Annotated in this window: 26 protein-coding genes; 12 read left to right on the forward strand and 14 right to left on the reverse strand. The window is 72.9% G+C overall.

From position 1 onward, the window contains the following. Positions 1–201 precede the first annotated feature (201 nt). From BGP73_RS16765 to BGP73_RS23165, 3 genes are all read left to right on the forward strand, one after another. Positions 202–1,887: a DEAD/DEAH box helicase gene (locus BGP73_RS16765; RefSeq protein WP_069815676.1), complete on the forward strand. Its 1,686-nt coding sequence runs from the start codon at positions 202–204 to the stop codon at positions 1,885–1,887. 181 nt (positions 1,888–2,068) lie between these two features. Further along, on the forward strand, positions 2,069–2,965 hold the full coding sequence (locus BGP73_RS16770; protein WP_069815678.1) for an alpha/beta fold hydrolase: 897 nt from the start codon (positions 2,069–2,071) through the stop codon (positions 2,963–2,965). A gap of 296 nt (positions 2,966–3,261) precedes the next feature. Beyond that, positions 3,262–3,417, forward strand: coding sequence for a hypothetical protein (locus BGP73_RS23165; RefSeq protein ID WP_170837858.1), 156 nt, complete (start codon positions 3,262–3,264; stop codon positions 3,415–3,417). A gap of 80 nt (positions 3,418–3,497) precedes the next feature. Here the strand turns inward: BGP73_RS23165 and BGP73_RS16775 are convergent, their stop codons facing one another. From BGP73_RS16775 to BGP73_RS16785, 3 genes are all read right to left on the reverse strand, one after another. Next, positions 3,498–4,415 carry a PHP domain-containing protein gene (locus BGP73_RS16775; RefSeq protein ID WP_069815680.1) on the reverse strand — a complete coding sequence of 306 codons (918 nt, stop codon included), beginning with the start codon at positions 4,413–4,415 and terminating at the stop codon, positions 3,498–3,500. Positions 4,416–4,508: 93 nt separating this feature from the next. Further along, positions 4,509–5,147: a DUF6758 family protein gene (locus BGP73_RS16780; RefSeq protein ID WP_069815682.1), complete on the reverse strand. Its 639-nt coding sequence runs from the start codon at positions 5,145–5,147 to the stop codon at positions 4,509–4,511. A 217-nt stretch (positions 5,148–5,364) separates the two neighbouring features. Then, positions 5,365–6,006: a suppressor of fused domain protein gene (locus tag BGP73_RS16785; protein WP_069815684.1), complete on the reverse strand. Its 642-nt coding sequence runs from the start codon at positions 6,004–6,006 to the stop codon at positions 5,365–5,367. 475 nt (positions 6,007–6,481) lie between these two features. Between BGP73_RS16785 and BGP73_RS16790 the strand changes: the two genes are divergently transcribed. Further along, the gene (locus tag BGP73_RS16790; protein ID WP_069815686.1) at positions 6,482–7,573 is read left to right on the forward strand and encodes a magnesium and cobalt transport protein CorA; all 1,092 of its coding nucleotides are present in this window, start codon (positions 6,482–6,484) and stop codon (positions 7,571–7,573) included. Positions 7,574–7,653: 80 nt separating this feature from the next. Next, complete coding sequence (locus BGP73_RS16795) at positions 7,654–8,238, forward strand: hypothetical protein (RefSeq protein ID WP_069815688.1); 585 nt, start codon at positions 7,654–7,656, stop codon at positions 8,236–8,238. Between the two features lie 10 nt (positions 8,239–8,248). Here the strand turns inward: BGP73_RS16795 and BGP73_RS16800 are convergent, their stop codons facing one another. Continuing rightward, positions 8,249–9,013 (reverse strand): hypothetical protein, encoded by a 765-nt coding sequence (locus BGP73_RS16800; protein ID WP_374701155.1) that lies wholly within the window; start codon positions 9,011–9,013, stop codon positions 8,249–8,251. A gap of 171 nt (positions 9,014–9,184) precedes the next feature. Here BGP73_RS16800 and BGP73_RS16805 point away from each other — a divergent pair, with 171 nt between their 5' ends. The 3 genes from BGP73_RS16805 (at position 9,185) to BGP73_RS16815 (ending at position 12,328) form a co-directional block, all read left to right on the forward strand. Then, entirely contained in the window at positions 9,185–10,540 is a 1,356-nt protein-coding gene (locus BGP73_RS16805) for a magnesium transporter MgtE N-terminal domain-containing protein (protein ID WP_069815691.1), read from the forward strand. Beyond that, positions 10,530–11,048: a DUF1003 domain-containing protein gene (locus BGP73_RS16810; protein WP_069815693.1), complete on the forward strand. Its 519-nt coding sequence runs from the start codon at positions 10,530–10,532 to the stop codon at positions 11,046–11,048. Before BGP73_RS16805 ends, BGP73_RS16810 begins: the two co-directional genes overlap by 11 nt. 95 nt (positions 11,049–11,143) lie before the next feature. Continuing rightward, positions 11,144–12,328 (forward strand): Mrp/NBP35 family ATP-binding protein, encoded by a 1,185-nt coding sequence (locus tag BGP73_RS16815; protein ID WP_079127596.1) that lies wholly within the window; start codon positions 11,144–11,146, stop codon positions 12,326–12,328. A gap of 93 nt (positions 12,329–12,421) precedes the next feature. Here BGP73_RS16815 and BGP73_RS16820 read toward each other — a convergent pair whose 3' ends face one another. The 5 genes from BGP73_RS16820 to sigE all read right to left on the reverse strand — a co-directional run bounded on the left by BGP73_RS16820 (position 12,422) and on the right by sigE (position 17,521). Beyond that, positions 12,422–13,111 (reverse strand): hypothetical protein, encoded by a 690-nt coding sequence (locus tag BGP73_RS16820; RefSeq protein ID WP_069815697.1) that lies wholly within the window; start codon positions 13,109–13,111, stop codon positions 12,422–12,424. Between the two features lie 167 nt (positions 13,112–13,278). Beyond that, the gene (locus BGP73_RS16825) at positions 13,279–13,764 is read right to left on the reverse strand and encodes a sec-independent translocase (RefSeq protein WP_069815699.1); all 486 of its coding nucleotides are present in this window, start codon (positions 13,762–13,764) and stop codon (positions 13,279–13,281) included. 129 nt (positions 13,765–13,893) lie between these two features. Then, positions 13,894–15,558 (reverse strand): S1C family serine protease, encoded by a 1,665-nt coding sequence (locus tag BGP73_RS16830; protein WP_069815701.1) that lies wholly within the window; start codon positions 15,556–15,558, stop codon positions 13,894–13,896. A gap of 176 nt (positions 15,559–15,734) precedes the next feature. Next, entirely contained in the window at positions 15,735–16,742 is a 1,008-nt protein-coding gene (locus tag BGP73_RS16835; protein ID WP_069815703.1) for an anti-sigma factor family protein, read from the reverse strand. Beyond that, positions 16,739–17,521 carry an RNA polymerase sigma factor SigE gene (sigE, locus tag BGP73_RS16840; protein ID WP_079127597.1) on the reverse strand — a complete coding sequence of 261 codons (783 nt, stop codon included), beginning with the start codon at positions 17,519–17,521 and terminating at the stop codon, positions 16,739–16,741. The genes BGP73_RS16835 and sigE overlap by 4 nt, the downstream gene beginning before the upstream one ends. 170 nt (positions 17,522–17,691) lie before the next feature. Here sigE and BGP73_RS16845 point away from each other — a divergent pair, with 170 nt between their 5' ends. Then, positions 17,692–18,327, forward strand: coding sequence for an O-methyltransferase (locus tag BGP73_RS16845; RefSeq protein WP_079127598.1), 636 nt, complete (start codon positions 17,692–17,694; stop codon positions 18,325–18,327). A gap of 208 nt (positions 18,328–18,535) precedes the next feature. On the opposite strand, the gene BGP73_RS16850 is transcribed toward BGP73_RS16845, so the two are convergent. Continuing rightward, entirely contained in the window at positions 18,536–18,703 is a 168-nt protein-coding gene (locus BGP73_RS16850) for a DUF3117 domain-containing protein (RefSeq protein ID WP_003966491.1), read from the reverse strand. A gap of 304 nt (positions 18,704–19,007) precedes the next feature. On the opposite strand from BGP73_RS16850, the gene BGP73_RS16855 reads away from it, so the two are divergent. After that, positions 19,008–19,808: an enoyl-CoA hydratase-related protein gene (locus BGP73_RS16855; RefSeq protein ID WP_069815709.1), complete on the forward strand. Its 801-nt coding sequence runs from the start codon at positions 19,008–19,010 to the stop codon at positions 19,806–19,808. Between the two features lie 53 nt (positions 19,809–19,861). Here the strand turns inward: BGP73_RS16855 and BGP73_RS16860 are convergent, their stop codons facing one another. Together BGP73_RS16860 and BGP73_RS16865 are read right to left on the reverse strand one after the other, a co-directional pair. Next, positions 19,862–20,503 carry a DNA-3-methyladenine glycosylase I gene (locus BGP73_RS16860; RefSeq protein WP_079127600.1) on the reverse strand — a complete coding sequence of 214 codons (642 nt, stop codon included), beginning with the start codon at positions 20,501–20,503 and terminating at the stop codon, positions 19,862–19,864. Continuing rightward, positions 20,500–20,913, reverse strand: coding sequence for a DivIVA domain-containing protein (locus BGP73_RS16865; protein WP_079127601.1), 414 nt, complete (start codon positions 20,911–20,913; stop codon positions 20,500–20,502). Before BGP73_RS16865 ends, BGP73_RS16860 begins: the two co-directional genes overlap by 4 nt. Before the next feature lie 377 nt (positions 20,914–21,290). Here BGP73_RS16865 and folP point away from each other — a divergent pair, with 377 nt between their 5' ends. Continuing rightward, positions 21,291–22,151, forward strand: coding sequence for a dihydropteroate synthase (gene folP / locus BGP73_RS16870; RefSeq protein WP_069815711.1), 861 nt, complete (start codon positions 21,291–21,293; stop codon positions 22,149–22,151). 13 nt (positions 22,152–22,164) lie between these two features. On the opposite strand, the gene BGP73_RS16875 is transcribed toward folP, so the two are convergent. Then, positions 22,165–22,926, reverse strand: coding sequence for a TIGR00730 family Rossman fold protein (locus BGP73_RS16875; RefSeq protein ID WP_069815713.1), 762 nt, complete (start codon positions 22,924–22,926; stop codon positions 22,165–22,167). Between the two features lie 141 nt (positions 22,927–23,067). After that, positions 23,068–24,135, reverse strand: a complete 1,068-nt coding sequence (gene dapE / locus BGP73_RS16880) for a succinyl-diaminopimelate desuccinylase (protein ID WP_069815715.1) — start codon at positions 24,133–24,135, stop codon at positions 23,068–23,070. Positions 24,136–24,196: 61 nt separating this feature from the next. Here dapE and BGP73_RS16885 point away from each other — a divergent pair, with 61 nt between their 5' ends. Beyond that, positions 24,197–25,105, forward strand: coding sequence for a hypothetical protein (locus tag BGP73_RS16885; RefSeq protein WP_244501237.1), 909 nt, complete (start codon positions 24,197–24,199; stop codon positions 25,103–25,105). Positions 25,106–25,279: the final 174 nt, after the last annotated feature.

The raw sequence follows: 25,279 nt of genomic DNA on the forward strand, positions 1-25,279 counted from the left end.
AGCGAAGGCAGTGGTCCCGCACCGTCCGGCCGCTCATGGCCTTCTGGTTTCCGGCGCGGTACTTGACCCCCTTCGCCGCCTCGTGTCGCGTCTCACAGAAGAGGCGAAACCCTGTCTACGTTTCGAGAACTCGGAATCCTCTCCGAGACCGCCGAAGCCCTTGAGGCCGTCGGCATCACCACACCGTTCCCCATCCAGGAGATGACGCTTCCGGTCGCGCTCGCGGGCTCGGACGTCATCGGCCAGGCCAAGACCGGCACCGGCAAGACGCTCGGCTTCGGCCTCCCGCTGCTGGAGCGCGTCACCGTCCCCGCGGACGTGGAGGCCGGCCGCGCGAAGCCCGAGCAGCTGACCGAGGCCCCGCAGGCGCTCGTGGTCGTGCCCACCCGTGAACTCTGCGTGCAGGTCACCAACGACCTGCTGACCGCGGGCAAGGTGCGCGACGTGCGGGTGCTGGCCATCTATGGCGGCCGGGCCTACGAGCCGCAGGTCGAGGCGTTGAAGAAGGGCGTCGACGTCGTGGTCGGCACCCCGGGCCGACTGCTCGACCTGGCGGGCCAGAAGAAGCTCGATCTCTCCGCCGTCCGGGCGCTCGTCCTCGACGAGGCCGACGAGATGCTCGACCTGGGATTCCTCCCCGACGTCGAGCGGATCGTGCAGCTGCTGCCCGCCGGGCGGCAGACCATGCTCTTCTCGGCCACCATGCCGGGCGCGGTGATCTCGCTCGCCCGCAGGTACATGTCCCAGCCCACGCACATCCGCGCCACGGCGCCGGACGACGAGGGCCAGACCGTCGCCAACACCAAGCAGCACGTCTTCCGGGCCCACTCCCTGGACAAGCCCGAGCTGGTCTCCCGGATCCTCCAGGCCGAGGGACGCGGCCTCTCCATGATCTTCTGCCGCACCAAGCGGACCGCGGCCGACATCGCGGACCAGTTGGTACGGCGCGGTTTCGCCGCCGGCGCGGTCCACGGCGACCTCGGCCAGGGGGCGCGCGAGCAGGCGCTGCGGGCCTTCCGCAACGGCAAGGTCGACGTCCTGGTCTGCACCGACGTCGCCGCCCGGGGCATCGACGTCGACGATGTGACGCACGTCGTCAACTACCAGTCGCCGGAGGACGAGAAGACGTACCTCCACCGCATCGGCCGGACCGGGCGGGCAGGGAAGTCGGGTATCGCCGTCACCCTGGTCGACTGGGACGACATCCCGCGTTGGAAGCTCATCAACCGGGCGCTCGACCTGCCCTTCGACGATCCGGAGGAGACCTACTCCACCTCCGAGCACCTCTACGAACTGCTGAACATCCCAAAGGGCACCACCGGCATACTGCCCAGGGCCGAGCGGACCCGCGCCGGGCTCGCCGCCGAGGAGATCGAGGACCTCGGAGAGACCGGTGCCCGCAGCAAGGGCCGGGGGCGCGCCACCGAGCCGCAGCCCGCCGAGCGCCCTCGGCGGAACCGCACCCGCCGCCGCACCCGTGCCGGCCAGCCGGTCGACGGGGCCACGGCCGCCCAGTCCCCGACAGCCTCCGAGGAGCAGGGCGCGTCCGCCGACGGAACCGGCGCCACGGCCACCGAGCGGCGGACTCCGCGCCGCCGTCGCCGCACCCGTTCCTCGGCCACCGCCCCGGAGTCGACGGCGGCCGCCAGCGTGAACGCCGACCGCTCGGCGAAGGTCGCCTGCCAGTCGGAGAGGTCGGCCGAGAGCGCGACCGCACCGGCGGCCAAGACGACTCGCCGCCGCACCCTCGGCGCCTCGGCCAAGGCCACCGCGGAGGCCCCGGTGAGCCCCGAGGCCTCCCCGGAGGCCCGGCAGGACGCCCCGGCGCCCCGCCGCCGTCGTCGGATCCGCTCCTCCGCCCGCTCCGAGGCCGTCTCCGAGGGCTGATCCCGCCCCGTCACGGAAGAGCCACCGGGCCCGGCCACCGCTCGTCGGCGGCCGGGCCGGCCTGTGGGCGCTTCGGTCGAGTGGCCCGGTGCCCCGCGGCCCGACCCTGCGGGGCACCGCCGATGCCCCAGAACGCCTGGAGCCCACTCGTCCTTCCGCACCAAGTCGTTAACCTCGACCCATGAGCAGGCCGCCCTCCCTCACCCTGCCCGGCTGCGCCCGGGCCCGCCGGCTGGAGACCGCGCGCGGTGCCTTCGCCGCCCACGAGGCGGTTCCGCCGGACGGTGTGGCACGGTACGGCAGCGCCCTCCTGCTGCCCGGATTCACGGGGAGCAAGGAGGACTTCATCGCCCTGCTGGAGCCGCTGGCGCGGGCGGGTTTCCGGGTGCTCGCGGTGGACGGGCGGGGGCAGCACCAGAGCCCCGGCCCCGCCCAGGAGGCGGCGTACGCCCAAGACGAACTGGCTCAGGACGTGCTCGCCCAGGCCGAGGCGGTCCAGGCCCGCGACGGCTCTCCGCTCCATCTGCTCGGGCACTCGCTGGGCGGGCTGATCGCGCGTGCGGCCGTGCTGCGGGACGCCTCCCCGTTCACCTCGCTCACCCTGATGAGTTCGGGGCCGGGCGCCATCTCGGCCTCCCAGCGGGCACGGATGGAACTTCTGGTCAAAGCGCTCCAGGGGATGGAAATGGAGGCCGTCTGGCAGGCGATGCGGCAGATGGACTCCGAGGAGCCCGAAGCCACGCCCGGCACCCCCACCGCCGCTCCGACGGCCTCCCAGGACGGTCTTGAGGAGTTCCTGCACCGGCGTTGGCTCGCCACCGTGCCGCAGCAACTGCTCGCGACCGGCCGGCAGTTGATGTCCGAGCCGGACCGGAGCGCGGAACTCGCCGCCGTGGCGCTGCCGAAGCTCGTCCTCTCCGGGGTGGTGGACTACGCCTGGCCGATGCCCCAGATGGACGAGATGGCTGCCCGGCTCAATGCCCGCCGCGCCGTCATCGCGGGTGCGGGGCACTCCCCCAACGCCGAGCGTCCCGCAGAGACCGCGGAAGCGCTCGCGCGGTTCTGGCGGGCGGCCTGACCGGCCTTCGCGGGGCCGTACTCGGCCATCCTCCCGTGCTCGGCGGGCTCCGCCCCGAAGGTCATAGTTAAGCCATCTGAACATTTTCCTAAGTGCAGGGAATGTCTGGCCGGCACTGGCCGTTGAACATGGAGAACCAAAACGTGTGACGGGCGAGAGCCGGCCTTTTTCCATCGGATCGGCGGCTACTCTCCGTGGTCGACCGCCCACCTCTCAGTCGGTCGGCCGCCGCCTCGCCCCGCCGTGACCCCGTAGTTCTCCAGCAGGAGGATCAGCAGAACGGAAGGAGCAAGCTTTTGCACTTCGAGATCGTGCGACTTGACGACATCGACGGCAGCGCCCTGGACAGCACCGTGGTGGACGCCGACTCCGTGAACCAGATCGTGCAGCAGGCCGCCGCGATCGGCCAGCGCATCTACATCCGCCCAGCTAACCCGGCCACCGCCGGGTAGCACCGCCGGGAGTTCGGCGAGCCCGCGCGGAGAGCGTGGCCCACGCCCACCGGAGTCCGGCCCGCTCCCCTGGCGGCGCCTCAGCCGCGCGCGGCCCGCACCGGCCGGGCCCCGGTCGCCCGGCGGACGATCTCCTCGTAGACCTCCGGGTCGGTGGTGTTCTCGCCGAGGGAGCAGCTCTTGCGGCTGCCGTGGTAGTCGCTGGAGCCCGTGGTCAGCAGTCCGAGTTCGCCGGCGAGGGTTCGCAGCCGGTCCCGGGTCCGGCCGTCGTGGTCCATGTGGTCCACCTCGAGGCCGTCGAGGCCGGCCGCGGCCAGTCGGGCGATGGTCTCCTCCTCGATCCTGACCCCCCGTTTCACCGCTCCGGGATGGGCGAGGACGGCCACCCCGCCGGCCTGCCGGACCAGTTCGACCGCCTCGAAGGGGTCGAGTTCGTACTTGGCGACGTAGGCCCGACCGCCGTCTCCGAGCCAGTCGGCGGTGAAGGCGTCGGAGACGCTCCCGACCACGCCGAGTTCGACCAGTGCGGTCGCCAGGTGCGGTCGTCCCACGGACGCGCCCTCGGCGGGGCGGCTGTCCCGGGCGACTCCGGCGGAGGTCCCGGGCGTCGGCACGGACTCCAGGCCGGCGATCCGGGCCACCTGCTCCCAAGTGATGGGCACGCCGAGTCCCCGCAGCCTGTCGACCATTCCCCGCGCCCTCGGCACCCGGTCGTCGCGGAGCCGCTCGCGGCAGCGGGCCAGCTCCGGTTCCTCCGCGTCGAAGAGGTACGCCAGCAGATGGATGCCCACACCGTCGAGCCGGCAGGACAGCTCGGCCCCGGTCACCAGGGTCAGGTCGGGAGGCAGCGCCTCCCGCGCCTCCGCATGGCCGCCCACGGTGTCGTGGTCGGTCAGGGCGACGACGTCGAGCCCCGCCGCGGCGGCGTTCCGCACCAGCTCACCGGGGGTGTCCGTACCGTCCGAGACGGTGGAGTGGGTGTGCAGGTCGATGCGCACGGACTCGTCTCCTGACAAACGGTTGATCGGGTTCCGCAGGGGAGAACCGCACTCTATCCGGGGCCCGGGACACCCGGTCGGGCAGCAGCGGGTTCAGGCGAGGATGTGCGGCGAGAGCGCCCCGCAGGGCACGAGCTCCACCTCGGCGCCTGCTTCCCGCAGATCGGCGAGGACCAGATCGTCGTACATCAGCAACCCGGACTGTTCCGGCCAGACGATCGCCCACAGCCACATGCCGCGCGCCTCCCCGGCGAAGACGGCCCGGTCCTCCGGGGCGTCCTCGACGTGCCAGAGCGGGGTCGGACGGCCGGCGGCGTGGACCTTCGCCTGCGGAGGCCGGTCCACACACATGCGGGGCCCCGGGTCCGGCCCGGTGATCCCGGCGTACCGGGCTCCCAGCCCCACACCGAGTTCCTCGGCGATCAGGAGCAACTCCCCCAGCCCGCCCAGGGGTCCGGGGCCGGAGCAGGCGACAGCGGTGGCCCGTCCGCCGCTGCGGTCGTCACCGGCGTAGGAGACGCCCGTGAACAGCCATCCGACCGGCAGCGGCCAGGGCATCCACACCGGGACCCTGGCCCGGTTGACCACCACCCCGAGCGCCTCGACGCTCGGTGGCAGGACCGGCTGCAGGGGGTACACGGTGCCGTGTTCACCACACTGCCAGGAGTCGGTGAAGAGGCCGGGCGCACTGACCCGGCCACCGCACTTCGGGCAACTGGCTTCGCCCCTCATAAGGCCCCACAGTCCTCTCCGGCCGTCCCCGAGTCAAGGACGGTCACCCGTTCGAGGGTCCCGCCCGCCGGAGTATGGCTCCCGGCGGTGACGGCGGCCCCACAGGCCCGCGGTCACGCCCGAACACCCGGGCAGGTCCCGCATGGCCGGCCCCGACGCCTACGACGGACCGCGTGGAACGCCGCGCGCCGGTCCGCCCGCAGCCGTCCGGCCGCCCTCAGTCGCCCAGCGGCACCGGACCGCGGAGCGGATCGCGCAGATCGACACCGTGCCGCAGCCAGCGCTCCTCCAGCGCGGCGGCCCCGTGCACCCGCTTCCAGGCGGCTTCGTTCGGTCTCATCGGCAGGAGCGGCAGGAAGCGCACCGGATCCATCGGCTCGGGCAGTGGCAGGTCCTCGACCAGCCCTCCCGGCTGCCCCACCAGTACCGACTGGAAAGGGGCGCCCGGCCAGAGCGGCTCACCGAGTTCCAGCGAAGCCCCCGGGGCCATCACGACCCCCTCGACCTGGGGTGCGGCGGCGAGCACGGCCAGCGGGCGGAGCAGTTTGTCGGTGTCCACCGCCGGCGAGCCGTCCGGACGCCGGCGGGCCCGGACGGACAGCAGCAGTTCGGCCCTCGGCCCGCGCACCGGATCCGCGATCGGCTGGGTCGGATCGGCCATCGGCTCCGCGGACATCCCCAGCGTCGCGTAGCGCAGCGTGCGCCCGTCCGGCCGCGCCCCGCCGGTGCCGGCCTCGTCGGCGAGGAAACGGAGCACCTCGATGCGGCCGGTGCCGAGGAAGGTCACCGCGGCGCGGGCGTCCGGCCGTCCGAGCGCCTCGCGGAGTCGGGTCTCGACCAGCGGGAGAGGATCTGACATGGGGTGAGCATAGAAGGTCCGTCCGGGCGCGGAGGAAGCGGCAGCAAGCGCCTGGAACGCCCCCGCGGCTGCTAGTCTTGGCGCGGATCCGGCCGCCGACCGGCAGCTGGCAGCGGTCTTCGGATCCGATCCTGACTGTCAGTCTCGCGGCGGATGTCGCGAACGGTGCTTCCCCGCAAGGGGACCGGCCGGAGGAGGTGGGGCCGCGGTGGATCCCAGTCGACCGTGCAGTACCGACAGCTCTCCCCTGCCCCACCCGTCTCACTGAGCTGAGGCGCTTTCACCTCCGCTTCGCTCGGTGATCTCGGGGGTCTTCTCGCGGGTAGCCGGAAGAGCACTTCCGTTTCGCCCGACACTGAAACGCCGCCCGCCGTGACACCCCGCACCGCCGGCTTTGTGGACGTACACCGCTGTACGCCCTCATTCCCGGCAGTGCTGTGTGCGCCCGGGTGGCCGGCCCGCGAAGGAGCCCGCCATGTCGATGATCCGCGACCTGCGCTCAGCCGTCCGTCCCTCACTGCGGAAGGACCGGCCCGGATATCAGGCCGACGCCCCGCCGGACACCACCAGCGCCGTGGTCGACTGCGCGGTCTACCGCGACGGCCTCCGGGAGCGGGATCGTTTCACCCCCGGCCAGGCCCTCCAGCGGGCCCGGTCCACCGGCGGCTTCGCCTGGATCGGCCTGCACGAGCCGACGGAGCAGGAGTTCGCCGGCATCGCCGAGGAGTTCGGCCTGCACCCGCTGGCGGTGGAGGACGCCGTCCACGCCCACCAGCGGCCCAAGCTGGAGCGCTACGGCGACAGCCTGTTCACCGTCTTCAAGACGATGCACTACGTCGAGCACGCCGAGTCGAGCGCCACCTGCGACGTGGTGGAGGGCGGCGAGGTCATGTGCTTCACCGGCCATGACTTCGTCATCACCGTCCGGCACGGCCGGCAGGGATCGCTGCGGGCGCTCCGGCACCGGCTGGAGAAGGACACCGAACTGCTCGCCAAGGGCCCCTCGACGGTCCTGCACGCCATCGCCGACCAGGTCGTCGACGGCTACATCGCCGTGGCCGACGCCCTCCAGGACGACATCGACGAGGTGGAGATCGATGTCTTCTCGGTACCGGGCGGGCGGGGCGGCGACGCCGGGCGCATCTACCAGCTCAAGCGGGAGATGCTGGAGTTCAAGCGGGCCGTCTCGCCGCTCATCCGCCCGATGCAGTTGCTCTCCGAGCGGCCGATGCGGCTGATCGATCCGGACATCCAGAAGTACTTCCGGGACGTCGCCGACCACCTGGCCCGGGTCAGCGAGCAGGTGCTCTCCTTCGACGATCTGCTGAACTCGATCCTCCAGGCCAATCTGGCGCAGGCGACGGTCGCCCAGAGCGAGGACATGCGGAAGATCACCTCATGGGCGGCGATCTTCGCCGTCCCCACCATGATCGCCGGGGTGTACGGCATGAACTTCGAGTACATGCCGGAGACCGACTGGCATTACGGCTACCCGCTGACGCTGCTGGTGACGGTCGCGATCTGCACGGTGATGCACCGCGGCTTCAAGCGCAACGGCTGGCTCTGAGGCGAACGGCGCGGCCCGCCCTCACGACCCGGCGTGCGATGACGGACGGGCTTCCGGCGCCCAGTCGTTAGGCTTCCCGCATGACGCAGCACAGCCCCCGGAACGGACCGCGGACCGCCCCCAGGCCCCTGACGCTCCAGGAGCGGGCGCTCGTCGAGGAGGGCAGCAGGAAGTCAGCGCTCGTCTGGATCCAGGGCGGCAGCGGTCCGGCCCGCGCGCTGTGGCACGTCTGGCACGAGGGGGCGCTGTACCTCGTCGGTGACGGACCGGGAGAGCAGCCCTTGGCGGACCTCGGCCTGTCCGATGGGGCCCCGGCCACGGTCACACTGCGCAGCAAGGACAAGGGCGGCCGGATCCTGGTGTGGGCGGCTCGGGTCTCGGAGCTGGCGCCCGGCGGCGAAGCCTGGCAGTCCGCCGTCGCGGAGCTGAGGGGAAAGCGGTTGAACGCACCGGACGCCGACCGGCTGACCGAGCGCTGGGCCCGTGAGTGCCGGGTGCTGCGGTTGGAGCCGACGGGTGTGCCGGAGCGCTCCGGGGCGGCGGGTACGGAGCCGGAGACCGGCTCGCTGGCGGCGGCGCCGCTGCCGACCCCCGCCACCACGCGCCGCCCGCTTCCCGCGGCGCTGCCGAGGCTGCTGCTCCGCCGGGGGAAGCGCGGGGGCTGAGGACGGCGGTTCAGCCGCCCTGGATCTGCTGCCCGTAGTCGACGATGTCGCCCTTCTCCGGTTCGCTCAGCTCGAAGTCCTCGTTCCAGTCGGTGAGCCGCAGCACCCCCGCGCCACCGGCACGGTGCACCCGCAGCGGGTACGGGGTGCCCTCCAGGGAGACGTCCAGCATGCCGCCGGAGCCGCCGGAGCCGGCGATGCGTATGGTCCGCAGGCCGCCGAGGTTGCCGCGCTTCCCCTTGGAGAGTTCCCCGTGCAGCTTGAAGAGGCCGTCGAGCAGCACGTCCTTGTCGGTGAAACCGCTGAACTGCCGGTACGCGGGGTCGTCGGTGGGCACCTTGACGTACTTCTGGTCGAGCTTCTGCGCGGCCTCGGCGTCCTCCTGGGCCGCCTCGCCCTTGCGGCGCTTCCAGAAGTCCGCGTCCGCCTTGAGGAAGAGCTGCTTCCCGACGCGCAGGAGTTCGAAGGTGCTGTCCTCGGTGGTGACCCGGCCCGACCCGCCGTCCTTCTTCAGGCGCATGTCGAGCTTGTAGGTGCGGCCCTTGGCGACGACGTCTCCGGTGAGCCGCACGGCGTCCGCGTTCTTCACCGCCTTGCCGGTCCGGTTCTCGATCTTCTCGGCGGAGAGCTTGCCGACGCCGTTGGTCCCCGCGTCCGGGTCCTCGTCCATCGAACACCCGGCGAGCGCCGCCGAGACCGCGGCGCACAGCGCTGTGGCGACCACGGCCTGCCGAGGGGTGCGAGAGCGGGCCAACGCCCCGGAGAATGGGAACACTTCTCTTCTGCCTCCAGCCGCGGGGGGACTCGGACGGGCAGCGTACCGGGGGGTGCGCGAGCGGCCCTCGGCCGGCTCTTCCGACGCCTCATCCACGGCGACATCGAGCGGGGCGCGTTAGCCTTAACCCAGTTTCAGGCCCTTTTGTCCGGCTATAAGGGAGGGTGTGGCATGGTGTCGGCCGCCTCCCGGGTGTACGTCTCCCACCTCGCCGGGGTCGCGGTGTTCGACCCGAACGGCGACCGGGTCGGCCGGGTCCGCGATCTGGTCGCCATGCTGCGGGTGGGCCGCCGCCCCCCGCGACTGCTGGGCCTGGTCGTCGAGGTCCTCAGCAGGCGCCGGATCTTCGTGCCGATGACCCGGGTGACCGGGGTGGAGTCCGGCCAGGTCATCACCACCGGGGTGGTCAACATGCGCCGCTTCGAGCGGCGGCCGACCGAGACCCTGGTGCTGGGGGAGCTGCTCGACCGGCGGGTCCGGCTGGTCGACTCCGGCGAGGAGGTGACCGTCCTGGACGTCGCCATCAGCCAGCTGCCGGCCCGCCGCGACTGGGAGATCGACAAGGTGTTCGTGCGGCGCGGAAAGGGCGGGCCGCTGCGCCGCCGGGGCGAGACGCTGACCTGTGACTGGTCGTCGGTCACCGGCTTCTCCCTGGAGGAGGCCGGCCAGGGGGCGGAGAGCCTGCTGGCCACCTTCGACCAGCTGCGGCCCGCCGACTTCGCCAACATGCTGCACCATCTGTCCCCGAAACGCCGGGCCGAGGTCGCCGCCGCCCTGGACGACGAGCGGCTCGCCGACGTGTTGGAGGAACTGCCGGAGGACGACCGGGTGGAGGTCATCGGGCAGCTGAAGGAGCAGCGGGCCGCGGACGTGCTGGAGGCGATGGACCCGGATGACGCCGCCGATCTCGTCGCCGAACTGCCGGAGCGGGAGCAGGAGCGCCTGCTGGCCCTGATGCGGCCCCGGGACGCCGCGGACGTGCGCCGGCTGATGTCCTACGAGGAGCGGACCGCGGGTGGGCTGATGACCACCGAGCCGATCGTGCTGCGGCCGGACGCCACTGTCGCCGACGCCCTGGCCCGGGTGCGGATGAGCGAGCTCTCCCCTGCGCTCGCCGCCCAGGTGTACGTCGTCCGTCCCCCGGACCAGACCCCGACCGGCAAGTACCTGGGCACCGTCCACTTCCAGCGGCTGCTCCGCGACCCGCCGTTCACGCTGGTCAGCTCGATCGTGGACACCGATCTACAAGCGCTGCCGCCGGAGACCGAGCTGTCGACCGTGACCAGCCACCTGGCGACCTACAACCTGGTGGCGGTGCCGGTCGTGGACGAGAGCGACTCGCTGCTGGGCGCGGTGACCGTCGACGACGTCCTCGACCACCTGCTGCCCACCGACTGGCGGGAACGCGAACCGCAGCTGGGGATGGACGTCGGCCGGGAGCCGGCACGGGAGGACCGGGGCGGCGGCCCGGAGCCGGGCGCGGAAACGGCTCCGGGGAACGGACCGGAGGACCGCGATGGCGGCTGAGCGGGGAGAGCAGGCCGATCGCAGCCGGCTCGACCAACCGAGGGAGCCGCGCCGCAGCCCGCTGCCGAGCTACGATCCGGAGGCCTTCGGCCGGCTCTCGGAGAAGATCGCGCGGTTCCTCGGCACCGGTCGGTTCATCTTCTGGATGACCGTCGTCATCATCGTCTGGCTGCTGTGGAACACCCTGGCCCCGGCCCGGGCCCGGTTCGACGAGTACCCCTTCATCTTCCTGACCCTGACGCTGTCCCTGCAGGCCTCCTACGCGGCACCGCTGATCCTCCTGGCCCAGAACCGGCAGGACGACCGCGACCGGGTCAATCTGGAACAGGACCGGCGGCAGAACGAGCGCAGCATCGCCGACACCGAGTACCTCACCCGGGAGATCGCCGCGCTGCGGATGGGCCTGGGCGAGGTGGCCACCAGGGACTGGATCCGTTCGGAGTTCCGGGACCTGCTCAAGGAGGCGGAGGAGCGCCGGTCGGCGGCCGAGCAGCCGCCCGACCGCTGACCGCCGTACCGGGGAGTAGCGACGGCCCCCGCCGGGCGGGACTCCCCGGAGTACCGGCGCCCGGACCACCCCGGCGGAGCCGTACCATCGACGGTATGGCTACCGACACTCCCCCAGACCCCGGCCGGGTGGCTCCCCGGGGCAGCGCACCGAGCGAGGACGCGGTGCGGGCAGCACTCGCCACCGTGAACGACCCGGAGATCCACCGCCCGATCACCGACCTCGGCATGGTCAAGTCCGTGGAGATCGCCGCGGACGGCAGGGTCTCGGTCGGGATCTACCTGACGGTGTCCGGCTGTCCCCTGCGCGACACGATCACCCGCGAGGTCTCCTCCGCGGTCTCCGCCGTGGCGGGCGTGACCGGGGTCGAGGTCGAGCTGGACGTCATGAGCGACGAGCAGCGCAAGGAGCTCGCCGCCACGCTGCGCGGCGGCAAGGCCGAGCGCGAGGTGCCGTTCGCCCAGCCGGGCTCGCTCACCCGGGTCTACGCCGTGGCCTCCGGCAAGGGCGGGGTCGGTAAGTCCTCGGTGACGGTGAACCTCGCAGCCGCGCTGGCCGAGGACGGCCTGAAGGTCGGCGTGGTGGACGCCGACATCTACGGGCACTCGGTGCCCCGGATGCTCGGAGTGGACGGCCGGCCCACCCAGGTCGAGGACATGATCATGCCGCCCTCGGCCAACGGGGTGAAGGTCATCTCGATCGGCATGTTCACCCCCGGCAACGCCCCCGTGGTCTGGCGCGGCCCGATGCTCCACCGGGCACTCCAGCAGTTCCTCGCCGACGTCTTCTGGGGCGACCTCGACGTACTCCTGCTCGACCTCCCCCCGGGCACCGGCGACATCGCCATCTCGGTGGCGCAGCTGGTGCCCGGCGCGGAGATCCTCGTGGTGACCACCCCGCAGCAGGCCGCGGCGGAGGTGGCGGAGCGGGCCGGCTCCATCGCCGTGCAGACCCACCAGAAGATCGTCGGTGTGGTGGAGAACATGTCCGGACTCCCCTGCCCGCACTGCGACGAGATGGTCGACGTGTTCGGCACCGGCGGTGGCGCCAAGGTCGCCGAGGGGCTGACCAGGAGCACCGGGGCCGAGGTGCCGGTGCTCGGCGCCATCCCCATCGACGTACGGCTGCGGGAGGGCGGCGACGAGGGCAAGCCGGTGGTACTGAGCGACCCGGACTCGCCCGCCGGTAGCGCCCTGCGGAAGATCGCCCAGCAGCTCGGCGCCCGGCAGCGCGGTCTGGCCGGCATGTCGCTGGGCATCACCCCGCGCGACAAGTTCTGAGTCCGCGCACTCCTCGTGCCGCATCGGGCGAACCTGCCCGGTGCGGCACCTAACCGCCCCGCCCCGGAGGTGTCCGAGGCGGGGCGGCGGCGTTCATCCGGCGTAGCGGGCGATGTCCGGGACCCGGCAGAAGCCCAGGCCGTAGGCGCTCAGTCCGCGCCCGTAGGCGCCGAGGTGGACCCCGCCCTGCGCGGCTCCGGCGAGTACCCAGCCGTACTCCGACTCCCGGTAGTGGAACGGGGTGGAGACCCCGTCGACCGGCAGCGACAGGGTCGACCAGCCGCTGCCGTCCAGCGCGTCGGCCAGTTCCCAGGCGAGACCGGTCTGCTGATCCAGCCATTCCTCGCGGAGCGAGCGCTCCATCCGGCTGGGCCAGGTGCAGGACAGCAGCCCGGAGCCGGCCAGCCAGGCGGCCGAGGAGACCGAGGTGGCCTCCAGCACCCCGGTGCCGTCGGCGCTGCGGCGAACCGGGCGGCTGGCGACGGTCACGACCACCGCGAAACGCTGCTTCTCGGGGGTGGTCTCGAACTTGTACGAGGGCTCGTCGCCGTGGCCCGTGGAACCGTGCTCGACGGTGCCGTCCGCCGCGGTGCCGACCCCGGTGAGCCAGCGTCGGCCGGTGAAGGCCTCGTCCAGCCCGTACCAGGGGAAGGTGGCCGACAGATAGCCGTCCATCGTCCGCTGTTCGACGGAGCCCAGCCGCGCTGTGGCCCCCTCCCCGACGTCGGATGCGCTGGACGGCCCGGACGCCCCCCGCGCCGCTACCCGACTCGTCGTCTCCATCTCTGTGGCGCCTCCTCATTGCCCCGTCGTCCCGAGGCGCTCCACGCCCCGTCGTCCGAAGGCGCTCAGCGCCCCGTCATCCAGGGCGCTCCGCCCCTCGGGCGAGCTCACCGGCGGACACTGGGAGGATAGCCACACCGGTCCGCCCAGTCGGTCATAAGTTGCCGTCAGGTGGCGTCGGCGTCGAACGGCGGAAGTTCCCGCGACTCCCGCTCATCGCCCTTGCGCAGCAGGTCGGAGCCGTTCGAGTCGGCGGGTCCGGCCCCGGCGGACTTGCTCAGGGAGAGCTTGGACCCCCCGGATGATCCGCCGCCGGTGGAGTCATCCTCGCTGGCGGCTCCGGTGACCGAGCCGGCGATCTCGTTCATCTCCTTGCGGAGGTCGAAACTGCTGCGGAGCTCCTTCAGGTCGTCGTTCTCCATCAGCTGTTTGCGGACGAACGTCTTCGGGTTGAGGTCCTCGAACTCGAAGTCCTTGAACTCCGGCCCCAGCTCGGAGCGGATGTCGGCCTTGGCGTTCTCCGAGAAGGCCCGCACCTTGCGGATGAACTGGGTGGTCTCGTGGATCACCTTGGGCAGCTTGTCCGGACCGAAGATGAAGACCGCGAGGATTACGAGCGCGACGAGCTCGAGTGCGCCTATGTCATTGAACACCTTGCAGCTCCTCAAGATCTCCGCGGCCGGCAGCCGGGGCGGATCGGGCCCTGATCCACGGTACCGGTACGGCCCCGCCGACCGGTACGGGACCGGTGCGACCGATACGACCGGCCGCGGTCCTGGACGTCAGTCGGCGGTGCCGAGGGTCAGTCCGACGGTGCGCTCCTTCCCTGACCGGCGCAGGGTGAGCTCGAGGTCGTCCCCGGGGCGGTGGCTCCGGATCTTCACGATCAGCTCCTCGCCGCTGTGCACCCGCTCGCCGTCGACCTCGGTGATGACGTCGCCGGACCGGACGCCCGCCTGGTCGGCCGGGCCGTCCCGGACCACGGCCGGGGTGTCCCCGTCGTCCTCGGCGACCCGGGCGCCGTCGCCCGTGTACCGCATGTCCAGGGTGACGCCTATCACCGGGTGGCTGGCCTTACCGGTGTTGATCAGTTCTTCGGCGACCCGCCGGCCCTGGTTGATCGGGATGGCGAAGCCCAGGCCGATGCTGCCGCTCTGGCCGCCGAACCGGGAGTCCCCGTCGGCGGCCCGGATGGCGCTGTTGATCCCGATGACCCGGGCCTTGGAGTCCATCAGGGGGCCGCCGGAGTTCCCGGGGTTGATCGGCGCGTCCGTCTGCAGGGCGTCCACGTAGCTGATGTCGCTGCCGTCGCCCTCCTCGCCCCCCGCGGTGATCGGGCGCTCCTTGGCACTGATGATTCCGGAGGTGACGGTGCCCTCCAGCTCGAAGGGGGCGCCGATGGCCACCACCGAGTCCCCGACCTGGACCGAGTCGGAGTTGCCGAGCACCAGCGGGCGCAGTCCGGAGACCCCGGAGACCTTGACCACCGCGAGGTCGTAGCCGCTGTCCCGGCCCACCACCTCGGCCCGGGCGGTCTCTCCGCCGCTGAAGGTGACCGACACCCGTCCGCTGGAACCGGCCGGTTCGACGACGTGGTTGTTGGTGAGGATGTGGCCCTTCTCGTCGAGCACGAAACCGGTGCCGGTGCCCTGCTTGCCGCCCCCGTTCACATGCAGGGTGACCACTCCGGGCAGCGCCGCGTTGGCGATGCCGGCGATGCTCTCCGGGTCCCGGTCGGTGGGTTCCGGGGCGGCCTGCGACAGCCGCACCCCGCCCACGCCCGCATGCCGCTCCAGATAGATGCCGACCACCCCGCCGACCATGCCGGAGAGCAGGGCGAGAGCCACCGCGCCGGCGAGGAGGCCGGAGCGCCGCCGTTTCCGTTTTGGTGCGCCGCCAGGCCCGCCGGTGTCCCCGGGGGGCGTGGGCGGCGTGGGGGCGGCCCACGGGTCGTAGACCCCCCACTGCACGGCGGGCGTGGGCGGACCGGGGGGCGGCGTCTCGACCGTCCCGCCGACCGGTGCCGGCGGCGGGGGCGGGAGCGGGATGCCGTGCGCCGGGGTGGCCGGGTGCTGGACGGGCGGGGCGGGCGCCCAAGGGCCCGGCCCGCCGTACGGCGGGGTGCCGTACGGGTCCGGCGCGTGCAGCGGCTGTGCCGCCGACGGCTCGGTGGCCGCTTCGGGCGGGGCCGCCGTCGTCCCGGAGGGGGCCGCGGTCTCCGGCGCCCCGGCCGCACGGCGGTCGGCGCTCAATGTCTCCCCGGCCGCCTCAGGCGTGTCGGAGTCGGCCGAGGAGCGGGCGGGAGCGTCGGTCACGGGCGGCTGCCCGGCCCCGGTTCGCGGGTCGAGGGGCTCCGCGGGTGCCGCGGGTGCCGCGGGTGCCGCGGAGTCGCGCCTCGGACGGCTCCACCACTTCGGCTTCGGCCCGACGGCCTTCCCTTCGTCCATGCTCTCCCCACAGTCCACCCGTGCCCGCTACGGGCCGTATCGCCGGGACCCGTCCGAGCGGGCCCGGCAGCGATTCAACCAGGTTCGCCAGCGGCGGCGCAGGACCGTGCGGTGCTCTCCGCCGGGTGCGGCCCGCTCCGGCGGCCCGGGCAGCGCGGCGACCGGTCCGCGTTCCGTCAGCGGACCGGGTCCGGGCCCCCGCCGGAGCCGGCCTCCACCCTCGGCGATGTCGCTTCGCCGGGATCGGCCGGGGGGAGCGGCGCGGATGGGGGCGCCATCTCCGTCGGGTTCGGGTAGCTCTCCCAGTTCCCGGGCGAGCCGAGCTGCGGAAGGTACTGACCGACAGCGGCGGCCCGGTGGAGGAACGGGCTGAGGGAGGCGTCCGCGGCGGGCGGTGCGGCGGTCCGGCGGGAGGCGGCGAAACGGTGGTCGGCGGTGGTCATGAGGGCCGGCGGTACCGTCGCCCCCAGCGCGGGCCACAGTTCCCCCGCTGAGCCGACCGCGCCCTGGTCGTCTCCGGCCCCCGCGGACAGCAGTCCGGTGCCCGGGACCGACTCCGCACCGGTCGCGCCGTGCGCGCGCAGCGCGGTGGCCGCCGGCCCGGTGCCGTCGGTCCGGGGCTTCACTCCCTCGACCGCGGCCTCCAGCGGCAGTGCGCCACCCAGTGCGAAGGCGGCCAGGGACACCGCGCCCGTCACCGCGAACGCCAGTCTGCGGCTGCGCTGCGCCCCCGTGCTTCCGTCGGCGGCGGGACGGCCGACGTCGTGCCGGCCCACGTCGTGGATGCGGAAGCCCGAGCGGCTCCCGCCGAGTCCTGAGCGCCCCGGCTCTCGGACCGGGTGGTAGGCGAAGGTCGCCCGGCCCGGCCGCATGTCGAGGGCGCCCGACGCCGGACCGCCTTCCCGGGACGGGCCCTCCGGCCCCTCCGGACGGTCTCCGGGCAGCCCGCCCGGCAGTCCCTGGAGCCGGGCCAGGAAGCCCTCGGAGGGCGGGGGCGGAGCGGTCTCGGCGAAGACGCTCTTCAGCCGCCGCTGGGCCTCTGCCTCCGCCTTGCACCGGCCGCAGGTGGCGAGGTGCGCGAGCACCCGCTCCCGGGTGTCATGGCCGAGCTCACCGTCGACCAGCGCCGCGAGCCGGTCGCCCAGATGGTGCTCGGCGGGGTCTACGCCACCGGATCCGGTCACGCCGCCCCGACCTCGCCTCCGGCCCCCGGGACCGCGGCGCTCAGCGCGCGCTGCTGGTCGGCCCGAGCCTGCGGGGAGCGGTGCTGGAGCGCCTTGCGCAGGTGCGAGCGCCCGCGGTGGATACGGCTGCGGACGGTGCCGAGCTTGACGCCGAGCGTGGCGGCGATCTCCTCGTAGGAGAGCCCCTCGATGTCGCAGAGCACGACGGCCGCCCGGAACTCGGGCGCGAGGGTGTCCAGCGCCTGCTGCACGTCGGCGTCGAAGTGGCTGTCGTGGAACCGCTGCTGGGGGGACGGCTCACGGCTGGGCAGCCGCTCGGCCGCATCGTCACCGAGCGCGTCGAACCGGATGCGCTGCCGTCGGCGGACCATGTCCAGGAAGAGGTTGGTGGTGATCCGGTGCAGCCATCCCTCGAAGGTGCCCGGCGTGTAGGTGGAGAGCGATCGGAAGACCCGGACGAAGACCTCCTGGGTGAGGTCCTCGGCATCGTGCTGATTGCCCGTCAGGCGGTAGGCGAGACGGTAGACCCGCGCACTGTGGGTGCTGACGATCTCCTCCCAGGAGGGAGGGGTCCACGTCTGCGCATCCCGGTCCTCAGCGAACGACGCGCTCTTGGCGAAGGTCGCGGTGGCGGAGTTGGCGGAGCGGATTCGGTCAGCTGTCTCAGTCACGGATTTCGGCTCGCCGGCCCCTCGAAGGCGTTTCAGCACGCCTCGGTCGCCGGCCGCAGCCGCACCTCCCCTGGGGACTCTGGTGGCGTCCAGTAGAGCCCCTACCATATCCACCTCGCCCGTTAGCTCCGGATAAGGATTCTTGCCCCTTAATTTGTCTAGCGCTCCCGCGGCCATGCTTCCCACCCCACTTCGGATAACGTCCGGTCCGGTCCGCCGGTTCCCGGGGCAGCGGCTACAGTCTCGGTTGCGTCGATCCACGGGGACAGGAGAGGGCCATTACCGGCAACCGGCAGACGAGCTGGGCGTTCGCCGACGCGTTCGTCGCCGAGGACGAGACGCTGCGCTGGGCCCGGGCGCGGGCCCAGGAAGCGGGGCTCCGCCCGGTGTCGACCGGCACCGGAGCCACGCTCCGGCTCCTCGCCGCGAGCGTCAACGCCAAGGCCGTGGCCGAGATCGGCACCGGTACCGGGGTCTCGGGCACCTACCTTCTGCAGGGCATGCGCAGGGACGGCGTGCTGACGACCGTGGACATCGAACCGGAGCGCCAGCAGTTCGCCAGGGACGCCTTCCGGGCCGCCGGCTTCGCCGGGAACCGGGCTCGGACCATCCCCGGCCGCGCCCTGGACGTCCTGCCGCGGCTCGCGGACGGCGGCTACGACCTCGTCTTCTGTGACGGGGACCGCACCGAGTGCCTGGAGTACCTGGAGGAGTCCCTGCGGCTGCTGCGCCCCGGCGGACTGGTCGTCTTCGAGGGCGTCTTCGCCGACGGCCGGACGGTCGACGCCGCCGCCCCAACGCCCGAGGTGCACCGGCTCCGGGAACTGCTGCGGGCGGTGCGGGAGAGCCGGGTGCTGCTGCCGGTGCTGCTGCCGGTCGGCGACGGACTGCTCTGCGCGATCAAGCGCGGCTGAGAACCTCCGGGCAGGGCCGGGGTGTTGGGCGGCCGGCACCGGAAACGCCGCTGCCCCGGCGTGGGTCGCATACGCGGTATGCGACCCACGCCGGGGCAGAAGCGTCAGGATAGCGGTCGAGCCCCTCCGAACCCATGCCCAACGGGCATCCGGTCGGCGGCGCCGGCGTACCGGGCACCGCCCGCCGAGCGGCCGCCGTCAGCGGCTCTCAGCCAACGACCTTCTTCAGGGCGTCGCCGAGCGCGTCGGCTTCGTCGGGTGTCAGCTCGACGACGAGCCGCCCGCCGCCTTCGAGCGGAACGCGCATGACGATGCCCCGCCCCTCCTTCGTCACCTCGAGCGGGCCGTCGCCCGTCCGCGGCTTCATGGCCGCCATGCTCGTTCCCCTTCCTGAAACCAAGCTCATCGCAGCCGGTGACCGCACGTGTCCAGCACAGGTGCCACCCGCATCGAACATATTGCTTCCCAGCCATTATCCCGCATCGAAGGAGCCGATGACCAACATCGGTCTGCATCGCTTGGGCAACGGGCCATCGCAAAACACCCAATTCGACGGCGGTACCGGGCTACCGCGCCCTTTTTCGTCACGGCGCGCTTTGACGCAGGTCACATATCCGCCGGAGAGGATCTCCGCCATGCTGTCCGTGACCGACCGAGCACGACGGAGGGAGCTACCGGCCATGGCCGACACGGTGCTGTACGAGGTGACCGAAGGACTCGCGACGATCAGGCTGAACCGTCCCGACGCCATGAACGCGTTGAACACCGAGACCAAGGAAGCCCTGCGGGACACCCTGCGCCGGGCCGCCTCCGACACCGGGGTCCGGGCCGTCCTGCTCACCGGGGAGGGCAGGGCGTTCTGCGTCGGCCAGGACCTCAAGGAGCATGTGGGCGCGCTCACCGCCGTTCGCGAGCAGGGCGGCGGGGGCGCCATGACCACCGTCCGGGACCACTACAACCCCATCGTCACGGCGATCGCCGGCATGCCGAAGCCCGTGGTGGCGGCGGTCAACGGGGCGGCGGCGGGGGCCGGCGCGGGCTTCGCCTTCGCCGCCGACCACCGCATCGTCGCGGACACGGCCTCCTTCACCACCTCCTTCGCCGGTGTCGCCCTCTCCACCGACTCAGGCGTCTCCTGGACCCTGCCCCGGCTCATCGGCCACGGCAGGGCGACCAATCTGCTGCTCTTCCCGCGCAGCGTGCCCGCCGCCGAGGCCCTGGAGCTCGGTATCGCCGACGAGGTCGTGCCGGCGGCCGAGTTGACCGCCCGGGCCGAGGCCGTCGCCCGGACGCTCGCCGAGGGGCCGACCCTCGCCTACGCGGCGATCAAGGAGTCACTGGCCTACGGTGCGGGCCGTCCGCTCACCGAGGCGCTGGCCAAGGAGGAGGAACTCCAGGTGCGGGCCGGTGCCTCGGAGGACCACCGGATCGCGGTCGACGCCTTCGTGCGGAAGCAGAAGCCGGAGTTCCGCGGCCGGTGAGGCCGTCGCGCCCGGCGCCGCCGTCGGAAGCCCGGAACCGGCGGGGCCTGCCGTCATCCCCGCCGGGAGCAGCACTCCAGCAGGTGGTCGTCGACCAGCCCGCAGGCCTGCATCAGCGCGTAGGCGGTGGTCGGGCCGACGAACCGGAAACCGCGGCTCTTCAGCTCCTTGGCGAGTGCCGTCGACTCGGGTGTGACGGACGGCACATCGGCCTGGGTGCGCGGGGCCGGACGGGCGGCGGGCGGCGCGTACGACCAGATCAGCGCGTCCAGCTCGCCCTCGCCGAACTCCGCGGCGACCCGGGCGTTGGCCACGCTCGCCTCGATCTTGGCGCGGTTGCGGATGATGCCGGTGTCGGCGAGCAGCCGCTCGACGTCCCGCTCGGTGAAGGCGGCGACGGCGGGGATCGAGAACCCCCGGAACGCGGCGCGGAAGCCATCCCTGCGCCGCAGGATGGTGAGCCAGGACAGTCCGGACTGGAACGCCTCCAGGCAGAGCCGTTCGAAGAGCGCGTCGTCGCCGTGGACCGGACGTCCCCACTCGGTGTCGTGGTACTGGAGGTAGTCCTCCGCGGAGACGCCCCAGGGGCAGCGCGGGAGTCCGTCCGGACCGGCGAGCACGGTGCCCTGCCGGACCGGCCGGGCGGTCGCGGCGGTGGGTGCGGCCTGAGCGGTGGGTGCGGCGGGATCGGTCATGACTGGGTCTCCTCCGACCGGACGGCAGCGCTGTCCCGGGCTCCCCGCCGCGCCTCCCGTTCACCGTCCGCCGGTCCGCCCAGCAGTTCCGGGGCGGCGAGCGCCGAGGCCTGCTCCCCCGCGCGGGCCGCCTCCAGCTCGGCGATCCGGGCGTCCCGCTCGGCGAGTTCGGCGCCGAGCCGGGCGAGCGCGTCGTCCACCTCCGACATCCGGTAGCCCCGGGCGGCCAGCGGGAAGCGGAGCGCCTCCACATCGGCCCGGTTGAGCGGACGGCTCGGGGGCAGCGGATCCCGCAGGCCGTCCCGCGGCGCCTCCGGCAGGGCGACGCCGTCGTCCCCGCCGACCACGGCCAGCGTGACCCCGGCGACCACCACGACCAGCGCGATGAGCAAGAACCAGAACACGTCCATCTCCCCGGGGTGCGTCCACAAGGTGTCCGGGAACGATCGTGCCACGCCCGGCCGGGGAGCGGACCGGTGACCGCCGGTGTGCTTGGCGGCGGCTGCCGGCGAGCGGCTAGGGTCGGTCACCGGCGGATCTTCACGGACCGGCACGCTCCACCTGTTGCCTGCGGTCGCGAGGCGTCGGAGAGCTCCTGGTGCCGGCGGCCGGCGATGTCGGACGCGCGCTGCGGGACGCCTCCCGACGGCGGCCGGCTCGGGCCCGGCCCGAGAAGACCCGCCACACGCCCTGGGGCCCGGGCAGCCGGGACGGGCGTGGTCGATCAACGGCTCCGGAGGTGTCCGGAGCATCCCGCCGCCCGAGGGGCGGCCCGAGGAGGTCACTGGTGCTTCGGCTGGGACGGCGCGAGTTCGATGAGCACGAGCCGGTCGTCATGGCGATCGTGAACCGGACGCCCGACTCCTTCTACGACCGGGGGGCCACCTTCGACGACGAGCCCGCGCTCGCCAGGGTCGAGCAGGCGGTCGCCGAGGGGGCCGCCATCATCGACATCGGCGGGGTCAAGGCGGGCCCGGGCGAGGAGGTCACCGCCGAGGAGGAGGCGCGCCGCACGGTCGGCTTCGTCGCCGAGGTCCGCCGCCGCTTCCCCGACGTGGTGATCAGCGTGGACACCTGGCGGCACGAGGTCGGCGAGGCGGCCTGCGCCGCGGGCGCCGATCTGCTCAACGACGCCTGGGGCGGGGTCGATCCGCAGCTGGCCGCGGTGGCGGCCCGGTACGGGGCGGGTCTCGTCTGCACCCACGCCGGCGGCGCCCGGCCCCGTACCAGGCCGCACCGCGCCGCCTACCAGGATGTGATGGCCGACATCCTGCGGGTGACGCTCGGCCTGGCCGAGCGCGCGGTCGAACTGGGGGTCCGCCGGGACGGCATCGTGATCGACCCGGGCCATGACTTCGGGAAGAACACCCGGCACTCGCTGGAGGCGACCCGGCGGCTGGGCGAGATGACCGAGACCGGATGGCCGGTCCTGGTCTCGCTCTCCAACAAGGACTTCGTCGGGGAGACGCTGGACCGGCCCGTGACGGAGCGGCTGACCGGCACGCTGGCGACCACGGCCGTCTCGGCCTGGCTCGGTGCCCGGGTCTACCGGGTCCACGAGGTGGCCGAGACCCGGCAGGTCCTCGACATGGTGGCCTCGATCGCCGGCCGGCGCCCCCCGGCGGTGGCCCGCCGGGGCCTCGCCTGAGTCGGGTCGGCCCTCAGCCCGTGGTGGCGCCGACCTCCTTGCTGACCAGGGCCACCGCCTCCGTCACGTCGTCGGTGAGGTGGAACAGTTCCAGGTCCTTGCGGGCCGCCTTGCCCTCGGCGATCAGGGTGTTCTCCAGCCAGCCGATCAGACCCTTCCAGTACTCCGTACCGAACAGGACGATCGGGAACCGGGTCACCTTGCCGGTCTGGACCAGCGTGAGCGCCTCGAAGAGCTCGTCCAGGGTGCCGAGGCCGCCGGGGAGGACCACGAAACCCCGGGCGTACTTCACGAACATCGTCTTCCGGACGAAGAAGTAGCGGAAGTTCACCCCGATGTCGACGTACTGGTTGAGCCCCTGCTCGAAGGGGAGCTCGATGCCCAGTCCGACCGACACCCCGCCCGCCTCGTAGGCGCCCCGGTTCGCCGCCTCCATGGCCCCCGGCCCACCGCCGGTGATCACGGTGAACCCGGCGGCGGCCAGGGCCCGGCCGAGCTGCACCCCGTGCTCGTACTCCGGGGTTCCCTCGGGTGTCCGGGCGGAGCCGAACACACTGACCGCCGGGCCGAGTTCCGCGAGCGCGCCGAAGCCCTCCACAAACTCCGACTGGATGCGCATCACCCGCCAGGGGTCCTGGTGCACCCAGTCCGAGGGACCTTGCGGCGAGTCCAGTAGCCGCTGGTCGGTCGTGGTCCGCTGCCGCTGCTCTCGGCGGCGCACCACGGCTCCCAGGCGCTGCTCCTCGCGCTCACGATCTCCTCGGACTCTGTCCACCAGGTACCTCCTCCGCTTGCTTCCCCCACCCCCTGGGGGCGAAGGACCGTTCCCGATCAGCCTACGGGCTGTCGCGGATTCTCCGGGGCGATCAGGGCCGAGCGGCAGATCGCCGGCGTCGGCGGGGTACGGCAGAGTGGGTCACCCGGTGAGCCAGTCCCGCAGCTTCTGCTCGGCCTCGAGCACCGAGGCGACCGCGACGTGCTCCTCCCGGGTGTGGGCCAGCTTCGGATCACCGGGGCCGTAGTTGACCGCCGGCACACCGAGCGCCGAGAAGCGGGCGACGTCGGTCCAGGCGTCCTTGGGTGCGGGCGCGCCGCCGATCGCCGCCACGAAGGCGACGGCGGCGGGGTGGGACAGGCCGGGCAGCGCGCCGGGGGCCGAGTCGGTGAGGACCACGTCGAAGCCTTCGAAGACCTCCCGGACGTGGGCGAGCGCCTGCTCCTCGCTACGGTCCGGAGCGAAGCGGAAGTTGACGGTCACCGCGCAGTGGTCCGGGATGACGTTGCCCGCGTGGCCCCCTTCGATCCGTACCGCGTTGAGCCCCTCGCGGTAGGTGAGCCCGTCGATGTCGACCCGGCGCGGCTGGTACTCGGCCAGCCGGGACAGGATCGGGGCCGCCCGGTGGATGGCGTTCTCGCCGAGCCAGCTGCGCGCGGAGTGCGCCCGCCGGCCGCTGGTCTCGACCCGGGCCCGGAGGGTGCCCTGACAGCCGCCCTCGACCCGGGCGTCGGTGGGCTCCAGCAGCACCGCGAAGTCGCCGGCCAGCCAGTCGGGGTGGTTCCGCACCAGCCGTCCCAGGCCGTTGAGCTCCGCGGCGACCTCCTCGTGGTCGTAGAAGACGTAGGTCAGGTCCCGGTTGGGCGAGGTCACTTCGGCGGCGATCCTGAGCTGGACGGCGACCCCGGACTTCATGTCGGAGGTCCCGCAGCCCCACAGCACCCCGTCCGAGTCCAGCCGGGAGGGCACGTTGTCGGCGATCGGCACGGTGTCGATGTGGCCGGCCAGCACCACCCGCTCCGGACGGCCCAGCCGGGTGCGGGCCACCACCGCGTCGCCGTCCCGGTCGACGGTCAGGTGGGGCAGGCCGCGCAGCGCCTGCTCCACCGCGTCGGCCAGCGCCTTCTCCCGGCCGCTCTCGGAGGCGATGTCGACGAGTCGGGCGGTGAGGGCGGCGGCGTCCTGGGTCAGGTCGAGCGTGTGGTCCATGCCCGCGACCCTAACCCCTCTCCCTGACCAGCCGGTTGGCGCACACGGGTACGGTGTGGCTGTGTCCCGAACCGCCGTTCCCACCCGAGGTCGTCGCCTGTTCCGGATGCTCGCCGCCTTCGGCGTGCTCCTGGGGCTGGCCGGTTACCTGCTGGTGCACCACCTCTCCGCTCGCGGCCCTGGGGCGCCCGGCTGCCGCGTGACCGCCGGCGGCGACGGAGCCGACCCCTACGAACTGGGGCTGTCCCAGGCCAGGAACGCGGCCACCATCGCGGCGGTGGGCTCCTCCCAGGGCCTGCCGGAGCGGGCGATCACCATCGCCCTGGCCACGGCGATGCAGGAGTCCTCGCTGCACAACCTCGACCACGGCGACCGGGACTCGCTCGGCCTCTTCCAGCAACGCCCCTCGCAGGGCTGGGGCGAGCCGGAGCAGATCATGGACCCGGTGTACTCCGCCGGGAAGTTCTACGAGCACCTGGTGGAGGTGCCCGGCTACTCGCGGCTGCCGCTGACCGTGGCCGCCCAGAAGGTGCAGCGCAGCGGCTACCCCCAGGCGTACGCCAAACACGAGCCCAACGCCGCGCTGCTGGCCCGGGCGCTGACCGGGCGCAGCGGGGCCTCGCTCAACTGCACCCCGGGGCAGGGCGAGGACGCGGTGGGCGATACCGGGAAGGTGCGCGCCGCGCTCCACCGGGAGTTCGGCGCGGCGCTGCCGGCGGGCTTCGAGAACGAGACGGGCGGCAAGCGCGCCTCCTCCCGAGTGACCGTCCCGGTGACGGGGCGGAGCGGGGCCGAGGCGGAGCGGCGCGGCTGGGCGGTGGCGCACTGGGCGGTGGCGCACTCGGTGGAACTCCGCATCGCGGAGGTCTCCTATGCCGGGCGGGTGTGGAGCGCCTCGGAGGCGGGCGCCGGCTGGCGGCGGGTGGACGAGGACGCCGCCCGGGAAGTGGTCCTCAGCACGGTGCGCTGAGCGCCTCCGTACAGACCGGGGCCCGAGCCCGGGGGGCTGTCCAGGCCGGGTGAGGCGGACGGCGGTACGGGTGTCGTACGCCTCACCGAACCGGACCGCCCGCCGGAGCGGCGGGAGCCGGGCGGCATGGCGCATGACCAACTCTTTACCCCGGCACGCCGCAACCTTCCGCGC

The organism is Streptomyces sp. TP-A0874 (assembly GCF_001748085.1).
Classification (GTDB): domain Bacteria; phylum Actinomycetota; class Actinomycetes; order Streptomycetales; family Streptomycetaceae; genus Streptomyces.

What these genes read in the sequence shown, in the direction of transcription:
- BGP73_RS16785 (WP_069815684.1), bottom strand. Translation starts at nt 6,006, where the DNA reads ATGTCAGATCCTCTCCCGCTGGTCGAGACCCGACTCCGCGAGGCGCTC.
- BGP73_RS16780 (WP_069815682.1), bottom strand. Translation starts at nt 5,147, where the DNA reads ATGAGGGGCGAAGCCAGTTGCCCGAAGTGCGGTGGCCGGGTCAGTGCG.
- BGP73_RS16855 (WP_069815709.1), top strand. Translation starts at nt 19,008, where the DNA reads ATGGCCGACACGGTGCTGTACGAGGTGACCGAAGGACTCGCGACGATC.
- BGP73_RS16795 (WP_069815688.1), top strand. Translation starts at nt 7,654, where the DNA reads ATGACGCAGCACAGCCCCCGGAACGGACCGCGGACCGCCCCCAGGCCC.
- BGP73_RS16850 (WP_003966491.1), bottom strand. Translation starts at nt 18,703, where the DNA reads ATGGCGGCCATGAAGCCGCGGACGGGCGACGGCCCGCTCGAGGTGACG.
- BGP73_RS16805 (WP_069815691.1), top strand. Translation starts at nt 9,185, where the DNA reads ATGGTGTCGGCCGCCTCCCGGGTGTACGTCTCCCACCTCGCCGGGGTC.
- BGP73_RS16830 (WP_069815701.1), bottom strand. Translation starts at nt 15,558, where the DNA reads ATGGACGAAGGGAAGGCCGTCGGGCCGAAGCCGAAGTGGTGGAGCCGT.
- BGP73_RS16865 (WP_079127601.1), bottom strand. Translation starts at nt 20,913, where the DNA reads ATGGACGTGTTCTGGTTCTTGCTCATCGCGCTGGTCGTGGTGGTCGCC.
- BGP73_RS16860 (WP_079127600.1), bottom strand. Translation starts at nt 20,503, where the DNA reads ATGACCGATCCCGCCGCACCCACCGCTCAGGCCGCACCCACCGCCGCG.
- dapE (WP_069815715.1), bottom strand. Translation starts at nt 24,135, where the DNA reads ATGGACCACACGCTCGACCTGACCCAGGACGCCGCCGCCCTCACCGCC.
- BGP73_RS16770 (WP_069815678.1), top strand. Translation starts at nt 2,069, where the DNA reads ATGAGCAGGCCGCCCTCCCTCACCCTGCCCGGCTGCGCCCGGGCCCGC.
- BGP73_RS16815 (WP_079127596.1), top strand. Translation starts at nt 11,144, where the DNA reads ATGGCTACCGACACTCCCCCAGACCCCGGCCGGGTGGCTCCCCGGGGC.
- BGP73_RS16790 (WP_069815686.1), top strand. Translation starts at nt 6,482, where the DNA reads ATGTCGATGATCCGCGACCTGCGCTCAGCCGTCCGTCCCTCACTGCGG.
- sigE (WP_079127597.1), bottom strand. Translation starts at nt 17,521, where the DNA reads ATGGTAGGGGCTCTACTGGACGCCACCAGAGTCCCCAGGGGAGGTGCG.
- BGP73_RS16820 (WP_069815697.1), bottom strand. Translation starts at nt 13,111, where the DNA reads ATGGAGACGACGAGTCGGGTAGCGGCGCGGGGGGCGTCCGGGCCGTCC.
- BGP73_RS16810 (WP_069815693.1), top strand. Translation starts at nt 10,530, where the DNA reads ATGGCGGCTGAGCGGGGAGAGCAGGCCGATCGCAGCCGGCTCGACCAA.
- BGP73_RS16765 (WP_069815676.1), top strand. Translation starts at nt 202, where the DNA reads ATGACGCTTCCGGTCGCGCTCGCGGGCTCGGACGTCATCGGCCAGGCC.